Raw genomic sequence first — 18,288 nt, 5'->3', positions numbered from 1 at the left:
TCAATCACTAAGTGATAGGTCACGGTTTGAGCGGGCTCGTACACCGCTTCATCAGTCGTTTTATCAAAATCTAAATGGTAGTCATCGGGAATCACGACGGTATCTCGATAATGAATATCACCGACCGCATCCGGTCTTACGGTACCTGTTACTGTGTAAGTCACGTCTTCGCCAGCATCGATATCAATCGAGGTTACGATGTCAGTGTCGTTCGCAACATCACCGTCTTTGGTACCATCTGTTGTACCCGCGTTCGCAGGATCGCTCTTAGCAACCGCCACCGTAAACTTGTTTGAACCTACCGAATCATCGAAAAATGGATTACCTGAATTGCCATCTTGTAGCTCCACTGATATGTCATTAATCAGTTCGTTAACGTCTACGTTGTTTCGATAACCATGTCCATCTTGAGAGTTGTACCTAATGGTATAAGTCAACTCATCTCCCGGAGAGTAGCGGTTAATGTTAGTAGTGCGAACAACGCCGCCGTTATTATGTACCTGATGGTTTTCAGCCACGGCACGTTTGGCATACTCACAATCGTCAGTACAACCGGCATTATCATCATGAATCAGCACGGCTTCGTTGCGGATTATGCCGCCGTCTCTGTCCGCTACACCGTTAGATACCGCATTGTCTTTGACATGCGCCTTAATACGCACCGTGACAAAGTCTTTGGCCGGAATTGAAACTGGGAACTCCACATCTTCAGTCGTTTGAGGGCCGAAACCAGAGCCAGTATCAACAGACCAATAGTCAAACGGGTTTTGATTAAGAACATCTTCTACTTCACCATCTTTATCATTCGCTAGCGTAGTAGTGATCTCACTCAGGCGATCCATGAAGATAAGATCGGTCTCATCAGTGTCGCTGTTATTGCCAATAACGATGGTGTAGGTGAGATCTTCACCCGGCGTGTAGCGGACAACATCGGTCGTTTTGGCTAATGAAACATTGATGTCATAGGTACTGTGTGAGTTATCTATTTGAGCGGAAGAGCTGTGGTCACGGTCTGTAATAGGATCGTAAACATCAACACGGTTCGATACTTGTTCTTCTTCATAGTCAGACTTAACAATGCCGCTCACCTCATAGTGAACCCACCCTCCGGGAGTGATATCAACGTCGGTATCGATGTCAGTGTCGTTAGCAATGTCACCGTAACGAGAACCCGGTTTATCTGTGTTGGTCGAACCTACAATTGTCCAACTATTAAAGAAGTTAAGCGCTGAAATACTATCTTGTACCGTTGCGTCATTTGCATAGCCAACACCGCGGTTATAGATATAAATATCGAACGTAGCGCGCTCACCTACAACAAAGTCGGTATTTTGAGCGGTCTTAGCGACTACAAGATTCGGCTCGCTAGGATAGGTACGTACCGTATCCGATAGATTAGTATCTGGTCCCGTCACTGTTGCGGTATTGGTGAATGCTCCCCAAAGAATCTCACTGTCGACACTGCGATCGAGTGTCCCAACAATGGTATAAGTAATCGTCGCACCTGGCGGGATCTGAGCGGTGGCATCCAGATCATTGTTATCCGAGAACGATCCAGGGTCAGTCACGGCTTTCACCCACGGGGAGTCTGCCTCTCTTTCTGCACTGATCGTCCACGAAGAGAACACGGGCTTGGTTTCACCCGGCTCGTGAAGTAACTCTGCTTCTATGGTACTGATTTCATCTTTAACATTGATGTTAGAGGCGAAACCGTTCCCTGCTGGGTTGGTAATGCTGATCGTATAAGTGACAGTATTGGTGGTGTCGGTATACGCGTTTTGTTCGTCATGACCATCAACACGCTTATCCAATACTAAGTAGTAATCTCGTGGGTATGAGCCTCTATCGGAATAAAGTACGCTGTCAACCGTCACTTCATTACGGATTTCATCATCGGCAATGGGGTTTACGGTCGCGGCAATGCTATAAACGATCTTATCGTGTGGCGCTAGCTTTGCCTTCACATCTAAGATCTTTTGATTCTTCTGATTACCTTCTATGTCATCAGTAAAGCCGGGATCACTGTTTGTCGAAATTGAGCCGTCAGAGGCATAAGATTTCGCAGTAATAATCCAGCTCAAATACGCTTTAGTCGGTGTATCATTAATAGACTGAGTCATGACAGAGACTAAATCATCATAAACCGGTATATCAATCGCATAGCCGTCACCGTTATTCTCTACCGTGATGTCGTAGTTCAGGGTACCGCCAGCTGAGTAGTAACGAGAATCCACTTCCTTTTGGACCTTTAATTTCGAGTTTGGCATTTGGACGCCAGAACCCGACTCGCCTAAGTTATCCCCTAAGCACAAGCCGGCATCGGTACCATCATCAACAATCTGCCCCACACTGGTATCTGCCACTTTTGCGGTCAGCTTATAATGAACGAAGCCCTCAGGTGCGAGGTCGACTTTCAAATTGATGTCGTTTGTTGTCCAAGTATTGTAATTAGATGAACCATAATTCGATCCTTCACCACTTCTATCAGCGACTTCAAGCTTCCACTCGGAAAATGCTGAAGCATTAGAGCCATCCGCTTGCTCTGTCACGATACAAGCAAATTTATCGACAACTTCGATATCGTTGGCGAAGAACTCTGTGTCCTTGTTAGAAATAACAATGTCATAGACCACTTCGTTATCACCGACTATCCCCGGAACATAAGTCGTATCTGTGGTGTTCTTATTACGTGTAATTTGACTTGATGACGTCGTCAGAACGTCTTTCGAATCGAGAATATTGGCCAAAGCATCGCCAGAATCTGCGTGGCCATCAGCATCAACCACTCGGGCTGCAACTTGGGGAATTTGACCAATAGACACAGGGCTAACGTCCACCACAACGGAATAAACAATCTGCTCACCGGGATAGATAGACACTTTGTCTTCTAGTGACTTGTTGGACTCCTTTCCAGATGCATTGAGTTCAGAAAGGCTATTAGAACCGATCGAGGTCACTTCATTGGTCCAAAAATCGTAAGGGTTACCAACCGTGTCAGTTGCGTTCTTTTCGTTGCTGACATCGTTGCCTAGATCGGTTTCAAGATCCGCAAGAAACTGCTGAACCGAATAATGGTACGCGATACCAGTGTTTGCTTGGTTAGCAACCGTGACCGTATAGGAAAACTCATCGTCGACTAGGTAGTTATCCGATTGGTTCAAGGTATGTGTCAGGGTGATACTAGGCTCAGTGGGTGGAGTGATAACCTCATCAACTGTGACCAAGTCATCGCGTGTTTCAGCGATTATACCGTCATTAACGATGTCGCCGACTAAATTGTCGGCAACGGTCGCTTTAATTTCGTAAGTCACAGAACCGCCTATATCAATCGACGCGCCACTTACTGATAAGTCCCCTGATTCGGCGAAGGTGCCTGGATCGCTTTTGCTGCCTTCAACCTTGCTAACTGAGTTAACGTTATCAGTAAAAGCTTGTTGCAAAGCCCCTTCAATATTGAGTGCCTTTATGTCTGAAACGACATCTTGAACGTCGATCGTCTGAATAAACGTATCGCCAGTGTTCGAAACCTTAATCTTATAGGTGAGTTTGTTATTGAGTTGATAGTTCGTCTTATCGACCGAAACAACAACATCATGTTGGTACACACCGCGCTGAATGGATTCTGTATTTGATTCAATAGCATCCAATAGTCCAGTGCTCGCACTTGCGACGTTATCAATCGTACCGGCTGCGTCAGCAGAAACGGTGGCGACCATGGTGTAGGTCACCGACCCACCAGCCGCAATACGCACACCTGATGCATCTAAGTTTCCGAAGCGACTGTAATCACCTGGAGATGAAAGGAAGGAGGATTGCGCTTGAGTCGAGACTTGCGAGAACGCGTTGACATTATTCCCTTGGTCATCTGTCGTTAAGATATTTAACAGCTCATCTTTAACGTCCAACTCAGCGATAGCTTTATCCGACTCATTCGTTAAAACAAGCGTATAAGCCACCTCTTGGTCGTTGTCGTAAGACGCGCTGTCAACAGACAGATCCATAACAAGACCCGTTGTGTCCGCATAGGAGGCAAATGGAAACAATAGAATGGATAAGAAAAAGGCAAGATTGTATCTGAACATTAACGCGCACTTCACAGTAGATTGACAAGCGTCTAGGCAAAAAGCCATAGATTTGACGTCACTAATTTGGCACTTAGCCTGTTAGGGACATACGCAACATACAGTTCAAATAATCCGAACAATTAACATCTGCAAAAAACAAATTACTGAAGATGTTAAATAGAGAATCTGATGTCTAAATTAGAATCAAGACATTGAGTTAATTATCAGAAGGTTAATGTTTTAATGAGTGAGTTTTCACAGTTGTTACGTAACTTCAGAAAGGAACTTCAATTTACACAAACAGAGTTTGCAACCTACTTAAATCAGCTGGACGACGAGTTTAATGCGGTTGACGTCGTAACGATAAATCGTTGGGAAAACAGTAAGGTAAAGCCTAGTACATACAAAGCACTCAAGATCTTACAGTACCTTGGCGGAGATTTATTTGAGACAATAAAGAGCTTTAAATCCGAACAAAAAGACACACTAATCGAACTGTTTTTAAACGAATCCTATGGCTCATTTCAAAGTAGAATTTCAGCTCTATCAGGCCTGAATCAACAACAAGGCAAACGCAACTTTAAGTCACGGCCTTTAATGTCAGAGCCGTGTGACACTGGCGTTATCGACAGAATCAAACTACTTTCTAAATTCACAAAAGTCGATATTTCGCCATTGGACCAAATTGATTTATATCTCTACTACTGTGAGAAAAAAGCACATGGTCACAAACTGATCAATGTAGATGGTGACATTGTGAGTCACAACGTAGGCTTTTTCTTTGAAGACCATCAATTTGAAACATTAAAAACTCAAGAGCTAGATCTAAGAATGGCCTGCTCTTTAAATTCAAGCAAAAGCATAAATTATTTTAATATAAGCTCACACTCAGAGACAAAAGATCATGTTATTGAGCATATAGTTTCAGATATACAGTTACTTTCTCAGAACAAAAACATTAAAAAATATTCTGTTTTAGTAAAAGACCCCAACATGATGAAACTCTTGAAGGGCGTGGGGTTTGAAGTATTTAAATTTTCAGAACCTTCTGCTAAAAAATGTAATATTACATTCAAAAATAAATATTATAGCTACTGTATATTAACGATTGATAAAATAGACTATCTGACGAATCGGAACGTAATGTCACTAATCAAAGATGAATATTCTACCATGATGAAATTTCCGCAATTACTGCGCGAAGCGCGCAAGAAATTGAAGTTAACGCAAAAGGATTTTGCGGTATACATTAATCACTTAGATGATGAATTCAGCTCTGTAGATGTCGTAACGATAAATCGATGGGAAAATAGCAAAGTAAAGCCAAGTAATTACAAAGCCCTAAAGCTACTGGACTGCCTTGGTCTGGACTTGTATACAACGTTGAAATCCTTTGATTCAGAAGATAACGAAGACAGTGCATTACTTGAAGACTTCCTTCGTGAGAGGTTCTTTTCGTTTCAAAGCCGAATATCGTCTATCACTAAAGGGGAAATAGAAGAAGGCTGCGACTGTCAGATCATGCCACTAATGACAGATCAGAATGACAAATCAGTAATAGATAGAATAAAGCTGATTTCACAATATACAAAGGTGGATCCTTCAGCTCTTGATACTATCGACCTGTTTCTCTATTGCAGTGAAAAAAAGGCGCATGGCAGAAAAATGGTCGATGTTAATGGCGATATTGTTAGTCATAGCCTAGGTTTTTTCTTCAACGAAGAGGTATTCGAGCAATACCAAAATAAACATCTACATATTAAGCAAGCCTGCTCTTTAGATTCTAATCATAACTTAAATTACATTGTGGTTAGCGGTCACTCTGAGAAGCGTGAACAATCTATTGCGAACCTGATTTCCGATATGAAGCTTCTTGCAAGAAATACTAAGATTAAAAAGTATTCCATGATCATAAAGAACCCAAGTGCATTGGAACTTATGAAGAACATCGGATTTGAAATATGGAAGTTTTCAGAACCAACAGAACAAAAGTCGAACATCACCTTCAAAAACAAAAACTACCGCTATTGCGTACTGACTATCGACAAGATCGAATTACTGAGTAATAAACATGTTATTTCTTTTATTAGTAAATATGGTTAAGCACCGGATTTTACCAACGATAGAAAGCTTATACTAAATTCTGCTTAAGCTTTTCTTCCAACGCTTGGATACACAGCTTGATGGCGATAGGCGTATTTGAAGCAAATGGGTTTAGCGCATAAACCGTGTTGGTGGGTAATTCAAAGCTTGGCAGCACGTCGACAACATCACCAAATAACTGAGGAATGCAGAAATCTGGAATCACACCGATACCAACACCTGATTTAATCAGTGCAAGGCAACTATGGAATGAATTAGTGGTACAACTGGCTTGTTGTTGGTAGACGAAGTCTTGTTCACCTTGAGAGCTAAAATGATGAGTCACCTGTTTTCCCTGCCATGAGTTAGCAATATAAGGAATTGATTCAAGTTCACGCTCTCGCATGCTTTCTACGCCGCACAACACGTCTTTAAACTCGCCTAACCGTTTCTGCTTAAGATTACTGTCGCGCGAGCTACCCACTCGTACCGCGAGATCAATATCGTGATCCATGAAATCCAAGTGTTGATCATCACTGATCAGCTCAGGCTTTAGTTTCGGGTATTGCTTCATTAAATCCGCAATAACAGGCGCAACCAACAAGTCCATCAGTGCATTTGGAGCAGTAATACGAATCCGACCTTGGGGTTCTTCCAACTCAGCTTTCGCCATATCCCATGCCGATTCGGCGATTACATTAATATCCTTACAGCTTAGATAGAAACGTTCCCCCATACTGGTCAAGGTTTGTCTTCGCGTTGTTCGTTTAAGAAGCGAAGCACCGAGCTCTTGCTCTAAAATTTTTAGATGCTGACTGACAACAGATTTAGACAACTCTAGTTTTTCAGCCGCGGCCGATACTGAGCCTTGTTCCACGATATGAGCGAAAATCGACATCTGCTTTAGCTTACTCATTTTATTGTTCTCTTTTTACAAACAGTATTTTCTATTATCTCTGTTTTTCAAGTTAATTACCAAAGCTAAACTGTATTCAACTTATCGAGATAACCCAATCAAAAACACAGTGTTTCAAAGAAGACTGTTATGGAGAAAACAATGTCAAACAATCAAGTATTAGAAGCGTGTAAGCAAGGCATTAACGCATGGCAAAAAGCATTCAACAGCCAAGACGCGAAAGGTTGTGCCGATCAATATACTAAAAGCTGTGTAATGGAAGCGCGTCCATTTGGTACTTTTGAAGGTCATGAAGCGATTCAAGCATTCTGGCAAGGTATCATAGACCAAGGCTTCAAAGACGTTGATTACACTGACGTGAAATGGGAAGAGCACCCAGACGGCGGTTACATTCTTACCGCGAGTTGGACAATGAACAAAGCGTTTGGCGTTGTACATCATGAACACTGGGCACTTGAAGCCGATGGCTGCGCTCGCTTAGTCAGCGACAACTTCGAAGTTCAAGGCGAACGCTAGAGCTGTAATTAACAGCTAGAAGCTCAAAAATAGAAACAGAAAGCAAAAAGCCAGCAATCCAAATGGACTGCTGGCTTTATAATGTTCACTCTTGTCGCCCTTTCACTTGGTTTGAAGGTGATTGAGTGACTCTACACAATCACTCAACACGCTCATCATTTCAAATCAAAGTGTCTGGTAAGACAGAACAAATACAAGTCAAAGTTACAGTGCTGCTTTCTTCGCTTCTGTAATCCAACCATCGAACGTGCTTTGGTTCGCTTTGATCCAACCGTTTACGTGCGCTTCGATATCAGCAGAGCTGTTCTTACCTTTACTCATCATCATGTTCTGAGCGCTTACATCATTGATGTTAAGTTTGATGATTTCAAAAAGCTTCGCTGCTGATGGGTTGTTCTTAGCAAACTCTTTATTCGCAATAATGCGCATTGAGTTCATTTCGAAGCCGTAGTTTTTGCCGTTAGATAGCGTCGTATCCACGTTCGAACGCTCGCCAGGAAGTGCTGAGAAAGGAACTTCTAACCAAACTACATCTTCGTTAGGCACCAATACGCCACTTACCCAGTAAGGTGTCCACGTGTAGTAAAGGATTGATTCACCCTTTTGGTAACGAGAAATTGTATCTGCAATGATTGCAGCGTAGTTACCTTGGTTGTGAGTTACCGTATCGTCCAGTTTGAACGCTGAAAGTTGGTGTTCAATCACCATCTCACAACCCCAACCTGGGTTACAGCCTGTTAGGTCTGCTTTGCCATCACCGTCCGCATCAAACAGCTTCGCGATTTTTGGATCAGTTAATTGACCAATGTTGGTGATGTTGTACTTTTCAGCCGTTTTCTTATCAATTAGGTAACCTTGAGCAGCGCCGCTTACATATTGGCCTTCACGGTAGAATTTCTCATCACCACCTGCCATTGTGTATTTATCAGCATGAAGCGGGAACCAACCTACCGTTAGGAACGTTGCGTCACCCTTTGCAATCGAGGTGTAGCCTACGTTGTAGTCCACTTCTTGAGTTGATTTCACGTCATAACCCAGTTCTTCTAGAGCACGGTTAACGATCAATGTTTGGAATGTCTCTTCCGCTACAGACGATTGAACAGGCTGAACTGATACGCCATCACCCGGTAGGCTTGCTGCCCACACGTTAGTCGATACCGCTAATGTAGAAACGATGCTTACTGCGAGTTTACTCTTCCATGAATTATTCATTGGTGTTTTTCCTTAATTGAAGTTCTGATTTGTTACCGCGATTAAGTACATTCAGTACAAGGGAAACAGGTCCCATGCGATACCAGCGTAATTTTGTATTACCAGCATTGACACCCAGTACTTGGGTGATTCTGTCTAATAAGATGGCTAAGATAACGATGCCTAAACCACCAACAGCGGCCAGTCCCATATCTAAACGGCCAATACCTCTCAGTACCATTTGACCTAAACCGCCTACCGCAATCATTGATGCGATAACCACCATAGATAGCGACAACATCAGTGTTTGGTTCACGCCCGCCATGATAGTTGGCAATGCAAGTGGCAGTTGAATTCGGTAAAGCATCTGCTTTTTGCTTGCACCGAATGAGTGACCCGCTTCGATCAATTCTTCCGGTACTTGCTGAATACCCAAGATGGTCAAACGCACAACAGGAGGAAGTGCGAATATGATGGTCACTACTACACCCGGAACGTTACCGATACCAAACAACATTACGATCGGTACTAAATAAACGAAGGCTGGTGTGGTTTGCATAGCATCCAAAATTGGGCGCACGAATTTGGCTGCCGTGTTACTTCGGGCGAGCCATATACCCATGGGTAAGCCAATCAATAGACAAAAGAATACGGATGTCATGACCAGTGACAGTGTGGTCATTGCTTCAGACCAAGCACCAATCAGGCCAATGAAAGTCAAAGATACGGCCGTTGCAACGCCAAGCTTCAAGTTTGAAAACTGCCATGCGACTAAAAACAGAATGATCAACATGAATGGGGCTGGCGTAGACACCAACGCCGTTTCAAATGAACTTAGAATAAAATCGATAGGCACACGGATCGCTTGAAATAATGGGCGTCCGTGCTCAACTAACCAATTCAGTCCAGACTCTACCCAAGTGTCGACAGGCAAAACTGCCTCTGCAAAAGGGTTCAGTGGATCAAAAGGTGTCGCTTCAACTGTTTCGCTGCTTAACCAATCTGCTGATGGTGAGGTATCAGCTGCTTGACCCCAAGGATCACTTGCAGGTTGAGCTGCAGGAGCCGATTGAGACCATGGGGCATTATTTGTTTGTTCAGACGACATGATCTACCCCTTATCCAATGTTTGTAACAGTCGTGACTTAGTCACCACGCCAAAGTAATTACCTTGCTCATCCACAACAGGCACTGAGTAAGGCACACCACCAACTAGGCCAAGCACATCATTGATTGGTAAATCAGGGTTCAGCGTTAGTCCATCATCGAGCTGTGCGCTGATGAGTGATTTGTTCTCTTTGTGGGCTTTACGAAGCGAGTCGATAGAGACAATGCCGGAGTAACGGCTGCTCTTCTCAACTACGATGCCGTACTCGCGGTCGTTATCCATCAAAATTTGTAGAGCGGACGCTGGGCCATCGTGTTCTGATTTTTTAAATACCGCAGCTGGCTTCTTACGCGCAATGTCTTTCACAGTAAGTACGCTTGCTACGTTCACACCACGGAAGAAAGCTTCGACATAATCATTCGCTGGGTTACTAAGAATATCGTCTGGAGTACCGACTTGAACCACTTCGCCATTTTGCATAATCGCAATTCGGTCACCGATACGCATCGCTTCATCCAAATCATGCGAGATAAAAACAATGGTTCGTTTATCGTCATTTTGAAGGCGAATAAGCTCATCTTGCATTTCAGTACGAATCAAAGGATCGAGCGCCGAGAACGCTTCGTCCATCAACAAGATATCTGGGTCACATGCTAGTGCACGAGCCAAACCAACACGCTGCTTCATACCACCAGATAGTTCATCTGGGTAAGATTCTGAATATGCGCCAAGGCCAACACGTTCAAGTGCTTCAAGTGCTGATTGCTTTCGTTGCTCAACTTCAACACCCGCAAGCTCTAGACCAAATGCGGCATTCTCGATGACCGTCATATGCGGCATCAAAGCGAAATTTTGGAAAACCATCGAGATGTTGTTGCGGCGAACTTCGCGGAGTTCATCTTCTGAGATGTGGGCAATGTCTTTGCCTCGAAGAAGCACATTGCCTTTGGTTGGTTCGATCAAGCGGTTAAGAAGGCGTACTAGGGTTGATTTGCCAGATCCTGACAGTCCCATTATGACGAAAATCTCGCCTTCTTGGATACTAAGAGAAACATCGTTAACGCCGATCGTTAGCCCTGTTTCTTCGAAAACTTTATCTTTATTTGCGCCTTCATTAATCATTGTAAAAGCACGGTCGGTGTCTTCACCAAACACCTTGTACAGTCCCTTAACTTCCAGTATGGGATCCATGTAATCTAATCCTTTCTCAGTTATTTAAACTTAAATTGGTTATTTAAACCCGAAAAACAATTAGCACTCTAAGTAATTGACACGTGTAAATCAAGGTTCTTCGCTCGGTAAAACAAGGCAACAGACTGAAACCAGACCAGCAACAACAAGACCAAAAAATAAGCAAAAACAAAGCAAGACACTGATAATAAAAGGGATAAGTTAGATAAGCGTACGGCCAATATTATGTATTACGTAGTCGTAGATTATTGAATATTAATTTTACATTAGAGTAATTAATAGGCTGAATGAACCAACAAAAGCCACAATTAGTTCGTGCACAAATAATTCGAATGCGAACTATTTATTAAGCTTTCATGATGTTTCCGAGGCGAAAGTTCGCTCGGTAACAAGGATAAGATCGACTCTCAATCTCTACCTAAAAACCAAAGGTCAACCGTCTAAAGTCAGCGAGTTGAAATCAACCTTTTAGACCAAGAATTTTAATACATCACACCAACTGTGATACTTGCTGCAAACTGTCAATTGGTGATTATCTAAGCTGGGTTTCAACTTGTAGAGTGCTCATTGCTGAGCCATTCTTTATAGAAGAAATAAGCATTTCCCCGTGACGAAATAGAGAAAAAGACAAGGAATTCGAATGATAAAAATGTTGGTGTGTGACTTTGACGGTACGCTTGATGGAGGCTCATCTCACGGTGTTAACCAGCTATTTGATTACCTCACAGAACAACCTGATATTCGCTTTATCATCGCGACAGGAAGAACATTACCTTCGATTCGAATGGGTTTAGAATCGGATAACTACCCGAAGCCACACAGTATTATTAGCGATGTGGGCACCAAAATTCATCATGTTCATTCCCAAAAACCAGACCATGTTTGGCATAACCAACTGGAAGCTTCTTGGAACAAATCAAGGGTAGAGACGGCTCTCGCCCCCCTTGATTTTATGGGTGATCGCATAGAAAACCATCAAGGCGATTACAAGATCACCTTTGAAGGAAAGCTTTCAGAGCCTCAACACGAACTGATTGAATCTAGCTTGGAGATGCACGGATTAGATGTTCACCTGACTTACTCTCATGATTGGTACTTAGATATCACACCAAAAGGCGTTAACAAGGCGACTGCGATTCACCACCTACTCGAACAACACGATTTGAGCGTTGCAGAAGTGTGCGTCGCAGGTGACTCAGCTAACGACACCTCAATGCTCACCATTGAAGGCGTAAACTCGATACTGGTTGCTAACCATTACCCAGAGGTTGCTCACCTATCGGATAGAGACAACGTATACACGAGTAGAGCAACACATGCTGAGGGTGTCTTAGAAGGCCTTAAATACTGGCAAGGGCGTGCAGCAGCGGGTAATTAGAAATAAGTAGAGGTGACCGACTGCTCCCTGCTTCCTATCCTTATTTCCAACCGGGAAGCCAATGATCCTTGTCGGTGAGATCCCGCCAGTTGATGTCTTCCTCTCGTTTGGTCATCACCGCTTCTATCAAACAACGAATAACCTCCCCTTCTTCAAACTCTACCTCTGTGACCATAAAGTGTTTTTCTTTCTTTACAGGGCTAACGGCCGTCCATTTACTGCGAAGTAGTTTCTTTGGATTGATTCGATTCATGAGTTTATTTCTCGCTTAGATGTCATTGATTATTATGGATTGTCTAGCCGACACTGAGTAATAGTCTTCGTCGCAAGAAAAGGATCAAAAAAAGCCAGCGATTAGGCTGGCTTCATTCAGTTAGCTATTACTTGTTAAAGATTAGCCGTTTTTAGGTGGATCAAATGCCGTGAGTTCTAATACTGGACCTGTGTATTTTTCAATCTTCACAAGCGCAGAGTTTGCAGCACAGCCATTCGCCAAACGAGAAGTCGGGATATCCAACGTAAGCACGTTACAGCCACCGTTTTTACATAGACCTGTGTCTTTATCTAAATCAGGCCAACCGCCTTCATGGATACATACAGAGCCTTGTTTGATGCCATCCGTCACTAATGCACCCACCAATACTTGTCCACGACCATTATGTGCACGAACCAAGTCACCCGTTTTAATGCCTCGAGCTTTCGCATCTTCAGGGTGAATTGAAATCGGCTCACGGTCTGCAATCGCATACTCTTCGCGGATCTTCGCGTAGTTGAACTGGCTATGCAGACGGTGCGCGGCGTGCGCTGTCATCAGTTGCAGTTCGCCATCTTTAGCGTTGCCTGTGTACTCTGTTGGTTCTAACCAAGTTGGGTGTGCAGGGCAATCATCTAGTTGGTAACCTTCAATGGTTCTTGAGAATATCTCGAACTTGCCACTTGGTGTACCTAGTGGGTTCATGATTGGGTTCTCACGAAAATCAGCGTAACGAACAAACTGTGCGTTCTTCTCGTTCCACTTCATCTCGATCAACTGATTATCTTCCCAGAACTTGCTGAAGTTAGGCATTACGATACGCTGACCACGACCACCTTGCTGTGCGGTTTTGTAAAAACCATACAGCCATTCCATCTCGGTCTTGCCTTCGGTGTACACATCACGACCACCCGGAGCAAGTAACTCAGACATGTCCGCAAATACATCGAAATCGTTACGAGCTTCACCTTGTGGCTCAACCACTTTCTTCATTGGCACTAAGTGTTGGTTACTGTAGTCACCCGTCATCGTCATATCATTACGTTCAAACGATGTAGTAATTGGCAGAACAATATCCGCGTGCTTAGCTGCTGCTGTCCAGTAAGGTTCTGAGATAACAATCAGCTCAGGCTTTTGCCAAGCTTTGATCAAGCGGTTGGTATCTTGGTGGTGAGTAAAGTTCGCACCGCCTGCCCACCAGATCATTTTGATCTCTGGGAACGTTAGGTTGTGACCATTGTGATGGTAGCTTGAACCCGGGTTTTCTAGCGCTTCAACAATACGCGCTACAGGGAATGCGTTCACAGATCCTGAAACAGCCCAATCGTTACCCGCCGAAGAACCACCGCCAAGTGACGCTGAAATCGCAGGAAGTACGCCTGCATCACGAGCAGGGTTACCACCGTTTGAGTAGTGGTAAGAAAGACCGAAACCACCACCAGGCAAGCCAACTTGACCTAGCATTGTCGCTAGCGTAACCAACATCCAGTGACGTTGTTCACCGTATTGTTGACGCTGCATACCCCAGCCAGACATCAGCATAGTACGGTTCTTACTGAAGATATCCGCAAGTAGCTCAAGCTGCTTCACTGGCACACCACAGATCTCAGACGCCCACTCAGCAGATTTTTCTACGCCGTCTTCCTTACCCATCAAGTAAGCTTCGAATACGTCGTAACCTGTTGTGTATTTACCCAAGAATTCTTTATCGTGCTTGCCCTGTTTCACTAACGTGTGTGCGATACCCATCATCATGGCTACGTCAGTCATTGGGTGAGGAGCAATCCACTCTGCGTTGTCACCAAAAAACTCGATAGTCTCAGAGCGCATTGGGTCAATCGCAATCACTGTCTTGCCCGACTTCTTCAACTGGTGGAAGAACTCAAGACCTGCACAGTCGGTTGAGCTCCAAGCGATCTTCAAGGTGTTAATTGGGTTTAGGCCCCAAAGTACCACCACATCACTGTGCTCAAGGATAACTGGGTAAGTCGTCTGCTGTTCATACACCTCAATCGAACCCACAACGTGCGGCATGATAACTTGCGCAGCACCTGTTGAGTAATCACCTAAGTGACCAGAGTAACCACCAGCCATGCTCATATAACGTTGTAGAAGCGTTTGCGCTTTGTGCAGAACACCACTTGAACGCCAGCCATAAGAGCCTGCGAATACAGATTCCGCACCGTGCTCTTGACGAATACGTGAGTGTTGTTGGTGAATCAATTTGTACACTTCATCCCAAGAGATACGAACAAATTCATCACTACCACGTACACCTTCAGGTGCAGATGGGTTAGCCAAGTAGCCTTTACGAACCATAGGGTACTTAACACGCGCTTTGGTGTGTACTTGATCAGGGCCTGTGGTCTGCAGGCTATTTGGAACCGTTTGTGCCAGTGCATTCGTCGTCGACACTAACTTGCCATCTTTCACTTCACACAGCATTGGTCCCATACGACCTGATGTTAGAACACCAGAACCACGTTTGTCCGAAGCAATTGCGCTCATCGGCGTCAAAGATGTGAATGCCAACGCACCAGCTGTAATACCTGTGCCTTTCATAAATCCACGACGTGTCATATTAGTCATAATTTTATCCTTCTAATTCTCTTTAGTGACCAACAACGTCTTTCGCGTGGTTTTGGAAGTACTTAGTCAGCAGCTCAAGGTTTTGCTCAGAAATGTCTGTACGGTCGCCCATACTTTTCGCAACAGGTCCCCAAGCATTCACAGTGAAGTGGTTTGAAGGAATTTTCGCGTGACACGTTGCACAGTAAACGTTGTCCAACTCTTCTGCGTAAGACCAGATTGGGTCTAGTTTATCGACAACTGGAGAAGTGATATCACCCGTTAGCGCAACTGAACGCCACTCGTTACCGTAAGCATCGGCTTTATAGTCACCAGTAGTCAGTGCTTCTTGACCTTTGTCTGTCAATGTCGCAACGATTGCACGTTGGCCTTCACCGAAGTAAAGCACTTGCTCTGCACCTTTCATTTGGAATGCATTCAAAGTCACAGTACGGTTGTCGCCTTCAGCCTTGACCACTTGCAGTTCTGCTGTTGGGTTTACACTGCCGAAGTCACCCATTGCGATATCGGTTACTGGGTAAACCACTTTCGCATCTGCTGGCGTGTTTTTCGTAAATGCGATCAGGGTATCGAACGCTTTGCTATCTAGCTGAGCTTCAGGAGCAAAATGTGCAACGCCTTTGTGACAATCGATACACGTTTGGTTATTTTCACGACCATAAGCATGCATTTTTGCTGCATCACGAGATTGCTCGAACTCTTCCATTGCATCGAATTCGTGACAAGAGCGACAAGTCGCTGAGTCATTCTCGCGGAATTGAGCCCAAACTGTCTCAGCCATCTCTTCACGGTGTGCTTCATATTTCTCAGGCGTGTCTATCTTACCTGAAATAAATTCGTGGTAGATGTCTTTGGACGCTCTTACTTTGGTGATCACGTAGTCAATCGGATCAGTTGGAATGTGGCAATCGGCACATTCAGCTCGAATGCCTTTTGCGTTACTGAAGTGTACAGAACCTTGGTATTCTTTGTGGGGTGCTTCCATTGTGTGGCAAGAAACACAAAACTCAGTGCTCGATGTATAGTGCATAACGGCTGCAGTTCCCCCTAAGGTTAACCAACCAATACCTATACCAACCGCCGCTATTAGTGCGATATAACGTTTTTTTATTGTCATAATTCTTAATCATCTTCAACAATTGGTTACAATTAAGATCAGAATAGTACTTTAGGGGTAGATCAGTTTGATTTGGATCATAAATCGCATTCTGAGGAACAAAAATTGAACCTTTATGAGAACCCAAGGGCACTTCACGAAATTATTCCCCACCAGATACAAGCACCCACCAAATAAGAATCGACGGTTAAATATCTATTATTGATTAATCTAACATCAACGAGACAAAACGGCTTTCTAAGTCAAAGAAGTAAATTGTAAATCTATTACAATATTGGCTATCTATTTTTCATAAACTCCTCACTCAATGAACCAAACAGAATTCCAACAAAAAATGGCGAGTTTCACCTCGATTGAACAAGCGCTTGATTACTTCGAAATTGGGTTTGATAGCAAGTTCATCAACCAAAATAGAGTCGAGCTTATGAAACGCTTTAATGGTTATCTGATCCTGTCAAAACCCGATGATTGGTTCTCTGGACGAAGAGCGCTGAAAAACGCTTATTGTAAGGTTCAACGCAGCAAGTTAGATCGCCACACACGTTCAGCCTGTCGTGGGTGTACAACTTGTCAGCGTCGATAGATAGGAAGTACTGCTCAAAGTAGAGAACTAAAAAGTAGATAGTTGAAATAACATCTCATTACGATTTAGTTAGTGGTTTGCTCGAAAAAAAGTGTGCTAGTCTTACGGCAACTCAACTACGAGATAAAAACTACAATGAAAATTTTCAGCAATTTCGAAAGCGGCAACATTCACGTCGTTTCTGCAGATTCACCACAAAACATTCAACTGACTATCCCAGCAGACTACCAAACTGAAATCTCTCAGTGGTTTCACTTCCGCTTAGAAAGTGAGGCTCAACAAGCTCACCACTTTGAAATCGGTCAATTGGCAACATCTGCCTACCCTGAAGGCTGGAAAGATTACGATGTGGTTGCATCCTACGACCGTGAAGAGTGGTTCCGTATCCCATCTCAGTTCGATGGCGATACATTAAGCTTCGATATCATCCCTGAACACGATTCAATGTACTTCGCGTATTTCGCACCGTACTCATACGATCGTCACCAAGATCTTCTGCACAGTGCTCAAACGCACCCAGCTTGTAAGCTTGAAACTCTAGGTCACACGCTAGACAACAACGACATCACTTTGCTAACTATCGGCGAGCCAAGTGAAGAGAAGAAAAATATCTGGGTTATCGGTCGCCAACATCCAGGCGAGACGATGGCTGAATGGCTAATCGAAGGTCTGCTACAACGCCTGCTTGATGAAACAGATACGGTCGGTCGCTCTCTTCTAGACAGCGTTGTGTTCCGCGTTGTACCAAACATGAACCCAGATGGCAGCATCCGCGGTCACCTGCGTACTAACGCGATTGGTGTTAACCTGAACCGCGAATGGCAATCACCTTCTATGGAACGCAGCCCAGAGGTATTCCTTGTTCGCGAGCGTATGCTAGAAACGGGCGTTGACCTGTGCCTAGATATTCATGGCGATGAAGCGATTCCATATAACTTTGTAGCAGGCAGCGAAGGCACGCCTTCATACAACGAGCGCATCGCGAAGCTAGAGAGCCACTTCAAGCAAGCACTGCTGACTATCACGCCAGAGTTCCAAGATGAATTTGGTTACGATAAAGACGAACCAGGCAAAGCAAACATGACAGTTGGCACAAACTGGATTGGTGAGCAATTCAAGTGTTTGGCTTACACCGTCGAGATGCCATTTAAAGATCACATCAGTCACGCTGACGAACTTTACGGCTGGTCTCCAGAACGAAGTGTCGCGTTTGGTCACGATATGCTAGCCGCAGTTTGGGCTACAGTAGACGAGCTATAAGGCGAACTAAGCTCATTAGCTTTACCTGTATCGCCTTTGG

The 18,288-nt window shown here is 44.0% G+C and carries 12 protein-coding genes and 1 pseudogene; 5 read left to right on the top strand and 8 right to left on the bottom strand.

What is annotated here, in order from left to right; genetic code table 11:
- Positions 1 to 4,001 (bottom strand): annotated as a pseudogene (locus ACED41_RS11930) (hypothetical protein); the annotation flags it as partial.
- A gap of 306 nt (positions 4,002 to 4,307) precedes the next feature.
- Between ACED41_RS11930 and ACED41_RS11925 the strand changes: the two are divergent.
- Entirely contained in the window at positions 4,308 to 6,167 is a 1,860-nt protein-coding gene (locus ACED41_RS11925) for a helix-turn-helix transcriptional regulator (RefSeq protein WP_065583891.1), read from the top strand.
- Between the two features lie 28 nt (positions 6,168 to 6,195).
- Here the strand turns inward: ACED41_RS11925 and ACED41_RS11920 are convergent, their stop codons facing one another.
- Positions 6,196 to 7,062: a LysR family transcriptional regulator gene (locus tag ACED41_RS11920; protein ID WP_065583890.1), complete on the bottom strand. Its 867-nt coding sequence runs from the start codon at positions 7,060 to 7,062 to the stop codon at positions 6,196 to 6,198.
- A 141-nt stretch (positions 7,063 to 7,203) separates the two neighbouring features.
- Between ACED41_RS11920 and ACED41_RS11915 the strand changes: the two genes are divergently transcribed.
- Positions 7,204 to 7,578, top strand: coding sequence for a nuclear transport factor 2 family protein (locus ACED41_RS11915; protein WP_065583905.1), 375 nt, complete (start codon positions 7,204 to 7,206; stop codon positions 7,576 to 7,578).
- A gap of 204 nt (positions 7,579 to 7,782) precedes the next feature.
- Here the strand turns inward: ACED41_RS11915 and proX are convergent, their stop codons facing one another.
- Genes proX through proV form a run of 3 tightly spaced genes read right to left on the bottom strand, consistent with a single transcriptional unit; the run spans position 7,783 to position 11,068 of the window.
- A complete protein-coding gene (gene proX, locus ACED41_RS11910) occupies positions 7,783 to 8,790 on the bottom strand; it encodes a glycine betaine/L-proline ABC transporter substrate-binding protein ProX (protein WP_017065955.1) in 1,008 nt (335 codons plus the stop codon).
- On the bottom strand, positions 8,783 to 9,877 hold the full coding sequence (gene proW / locus ACED41_RS11905) for a glycine betaine/L-proline ABC transporter permease ProW (protein ID WP_065583889.1): 1,095 nt from the start codon (positions 9,875 to 9,877) through the stop codon (positions 8,783 to 8,785). The genes proX and proW overlap by 8 nt, the downstream gene beginning before the upstream one ends.
- Positions 9,878 to 9,880: 3 nt before the next feature.
- The gene (proV, locus tag ACED41_RS11900) at positions 9,881 to 11,068 is read right to left on the bottom strand and encodes a glycine betaine/L-proline ABC transporter ATP-binding protein ProV (RefSeq protein WP_017067805.1); all 1,188 of its coding nucleotides are present in this window, start codon (positions 11,066 to 11,068) and stop codon (positions 9,881 to 9,883) included.
- A 640-nt stretch (positions 11,069 to 11,708) separates the two neighbouring features.
- Between proV and ACED41_RS11895 the strand changes: the two genes are divergently transcribed.
- Positions 11,709 to 12,446 (top strand): HAD-IIB family hydrolase, encoded by a 738-nt coding sequence (locus tag ACED41_RS11895; RefSeq protein WP_065583888.1) that lies wholly within the window; start codon positions 11,709 to 11,711, stop codon positions 12,444 to 12,446.
- 40 nt (positions 12,447 to 12,486) lie between these two features.
- Here the strand turns inward: ACED41_RS11895 and ACED41_RS11890 are convergent, their stop codons facing one another.
- The 3 genes from ACED41_RS11890 to ACED41_RS11880 form a co-directional block, all read right to left on the bottom strand.
- Complete coding sequence (locus ACED41_RS11890) at positions 12,487 to 12,699, bottom strand: TIGR02450 family Trp-rich protein (RefSeq protein ID WP_017068050.1); 213 nt, start codon at positions 12,697 to 12,699, stop codon at positions 12,487 to 12,489.
- A 141-nt stretch (positions 12,700 to 12,840) separates the two neighbouring features.
- A complete protein-coding gene (locus ACED41_RS11885) occupies positions 12,841 to 15,288 on the bottom strand; it encodes a molybdopterin guanine dinucleotide-containing S/N-oxide reductase (protein ID WP_017060333.1) in 2,448 nt (815 codons plus the stop codon).
- A 22-nt stretch (positions 15,289 to 15,310) separates the two neighbouring features.
- Positions 15,311 to 16,405 carry a NapC/NirT family cytochrome c gene (locus tag ACED41_RS11880; RefSeq protein ID WP_017060332.1) on the bottom strand — a complete coding sequence of 365 codons (1,095 nt, stop codon included), beginning with the start codon at positions 16,403 to 16,405 and terminating at the stop codon, positions 15,311 to 15,313.
- A 307-nt stretch (positions 16,406 to 16,712) separates the two neighbouring features.
- Here ACED41_RS11880 and ACED41_RS11875 point away from each other — a divergent pair, with 307 nt between their 5' ends.
- Both ACED41_RS11875 and ACED41_RS11870 read left to right on the top strand, forming a co-directional pair.
- Positions 16,713 to 16,988 carry a nitrogenase-stabilizing/protective protein NifW gene (locus ACED41_RS11875; RefSeq protein ID WP_017060331.1) on the top strand — a complete coding sequence of 92 codons (276 nt, stop codon included), beginning with the start codon at positions 16,713 to 16,715 and terminating at the stop codon, positions 16,986 to 16,988.
- A gap of 135 nt (positions 16,989 to 17,123) precedes the next feature.
- The gene (locus tag ACED41_RS11870) at positions 17,124 to 18,248 is read left to right on the top strand and encodes a M14-type cytosolic carboxypeptidase (protein WP_065583887.1); all 1,125 of its coding nucleotides are present in this window, start codon (positions 17,124 to 17,126) and stop codon (positions 18,246 to 18,248) included.
- The last annotated feature ends 40 nt before the right edge of the window (positions 18,249 to 18,288 follow it).

This window comes from Vibrio sp. 1F255 (assembly GCF_041439145.1).
GTDB lineage: Bacteria > Pseudomonadota > Gammaproteobacteria > Enterobacterales > Vibrionaceae > Vibrio > Vibrio crassostreae_C.
This window is presented reverse-complemented; position numbering and strand designations above follow the sequence as displayed.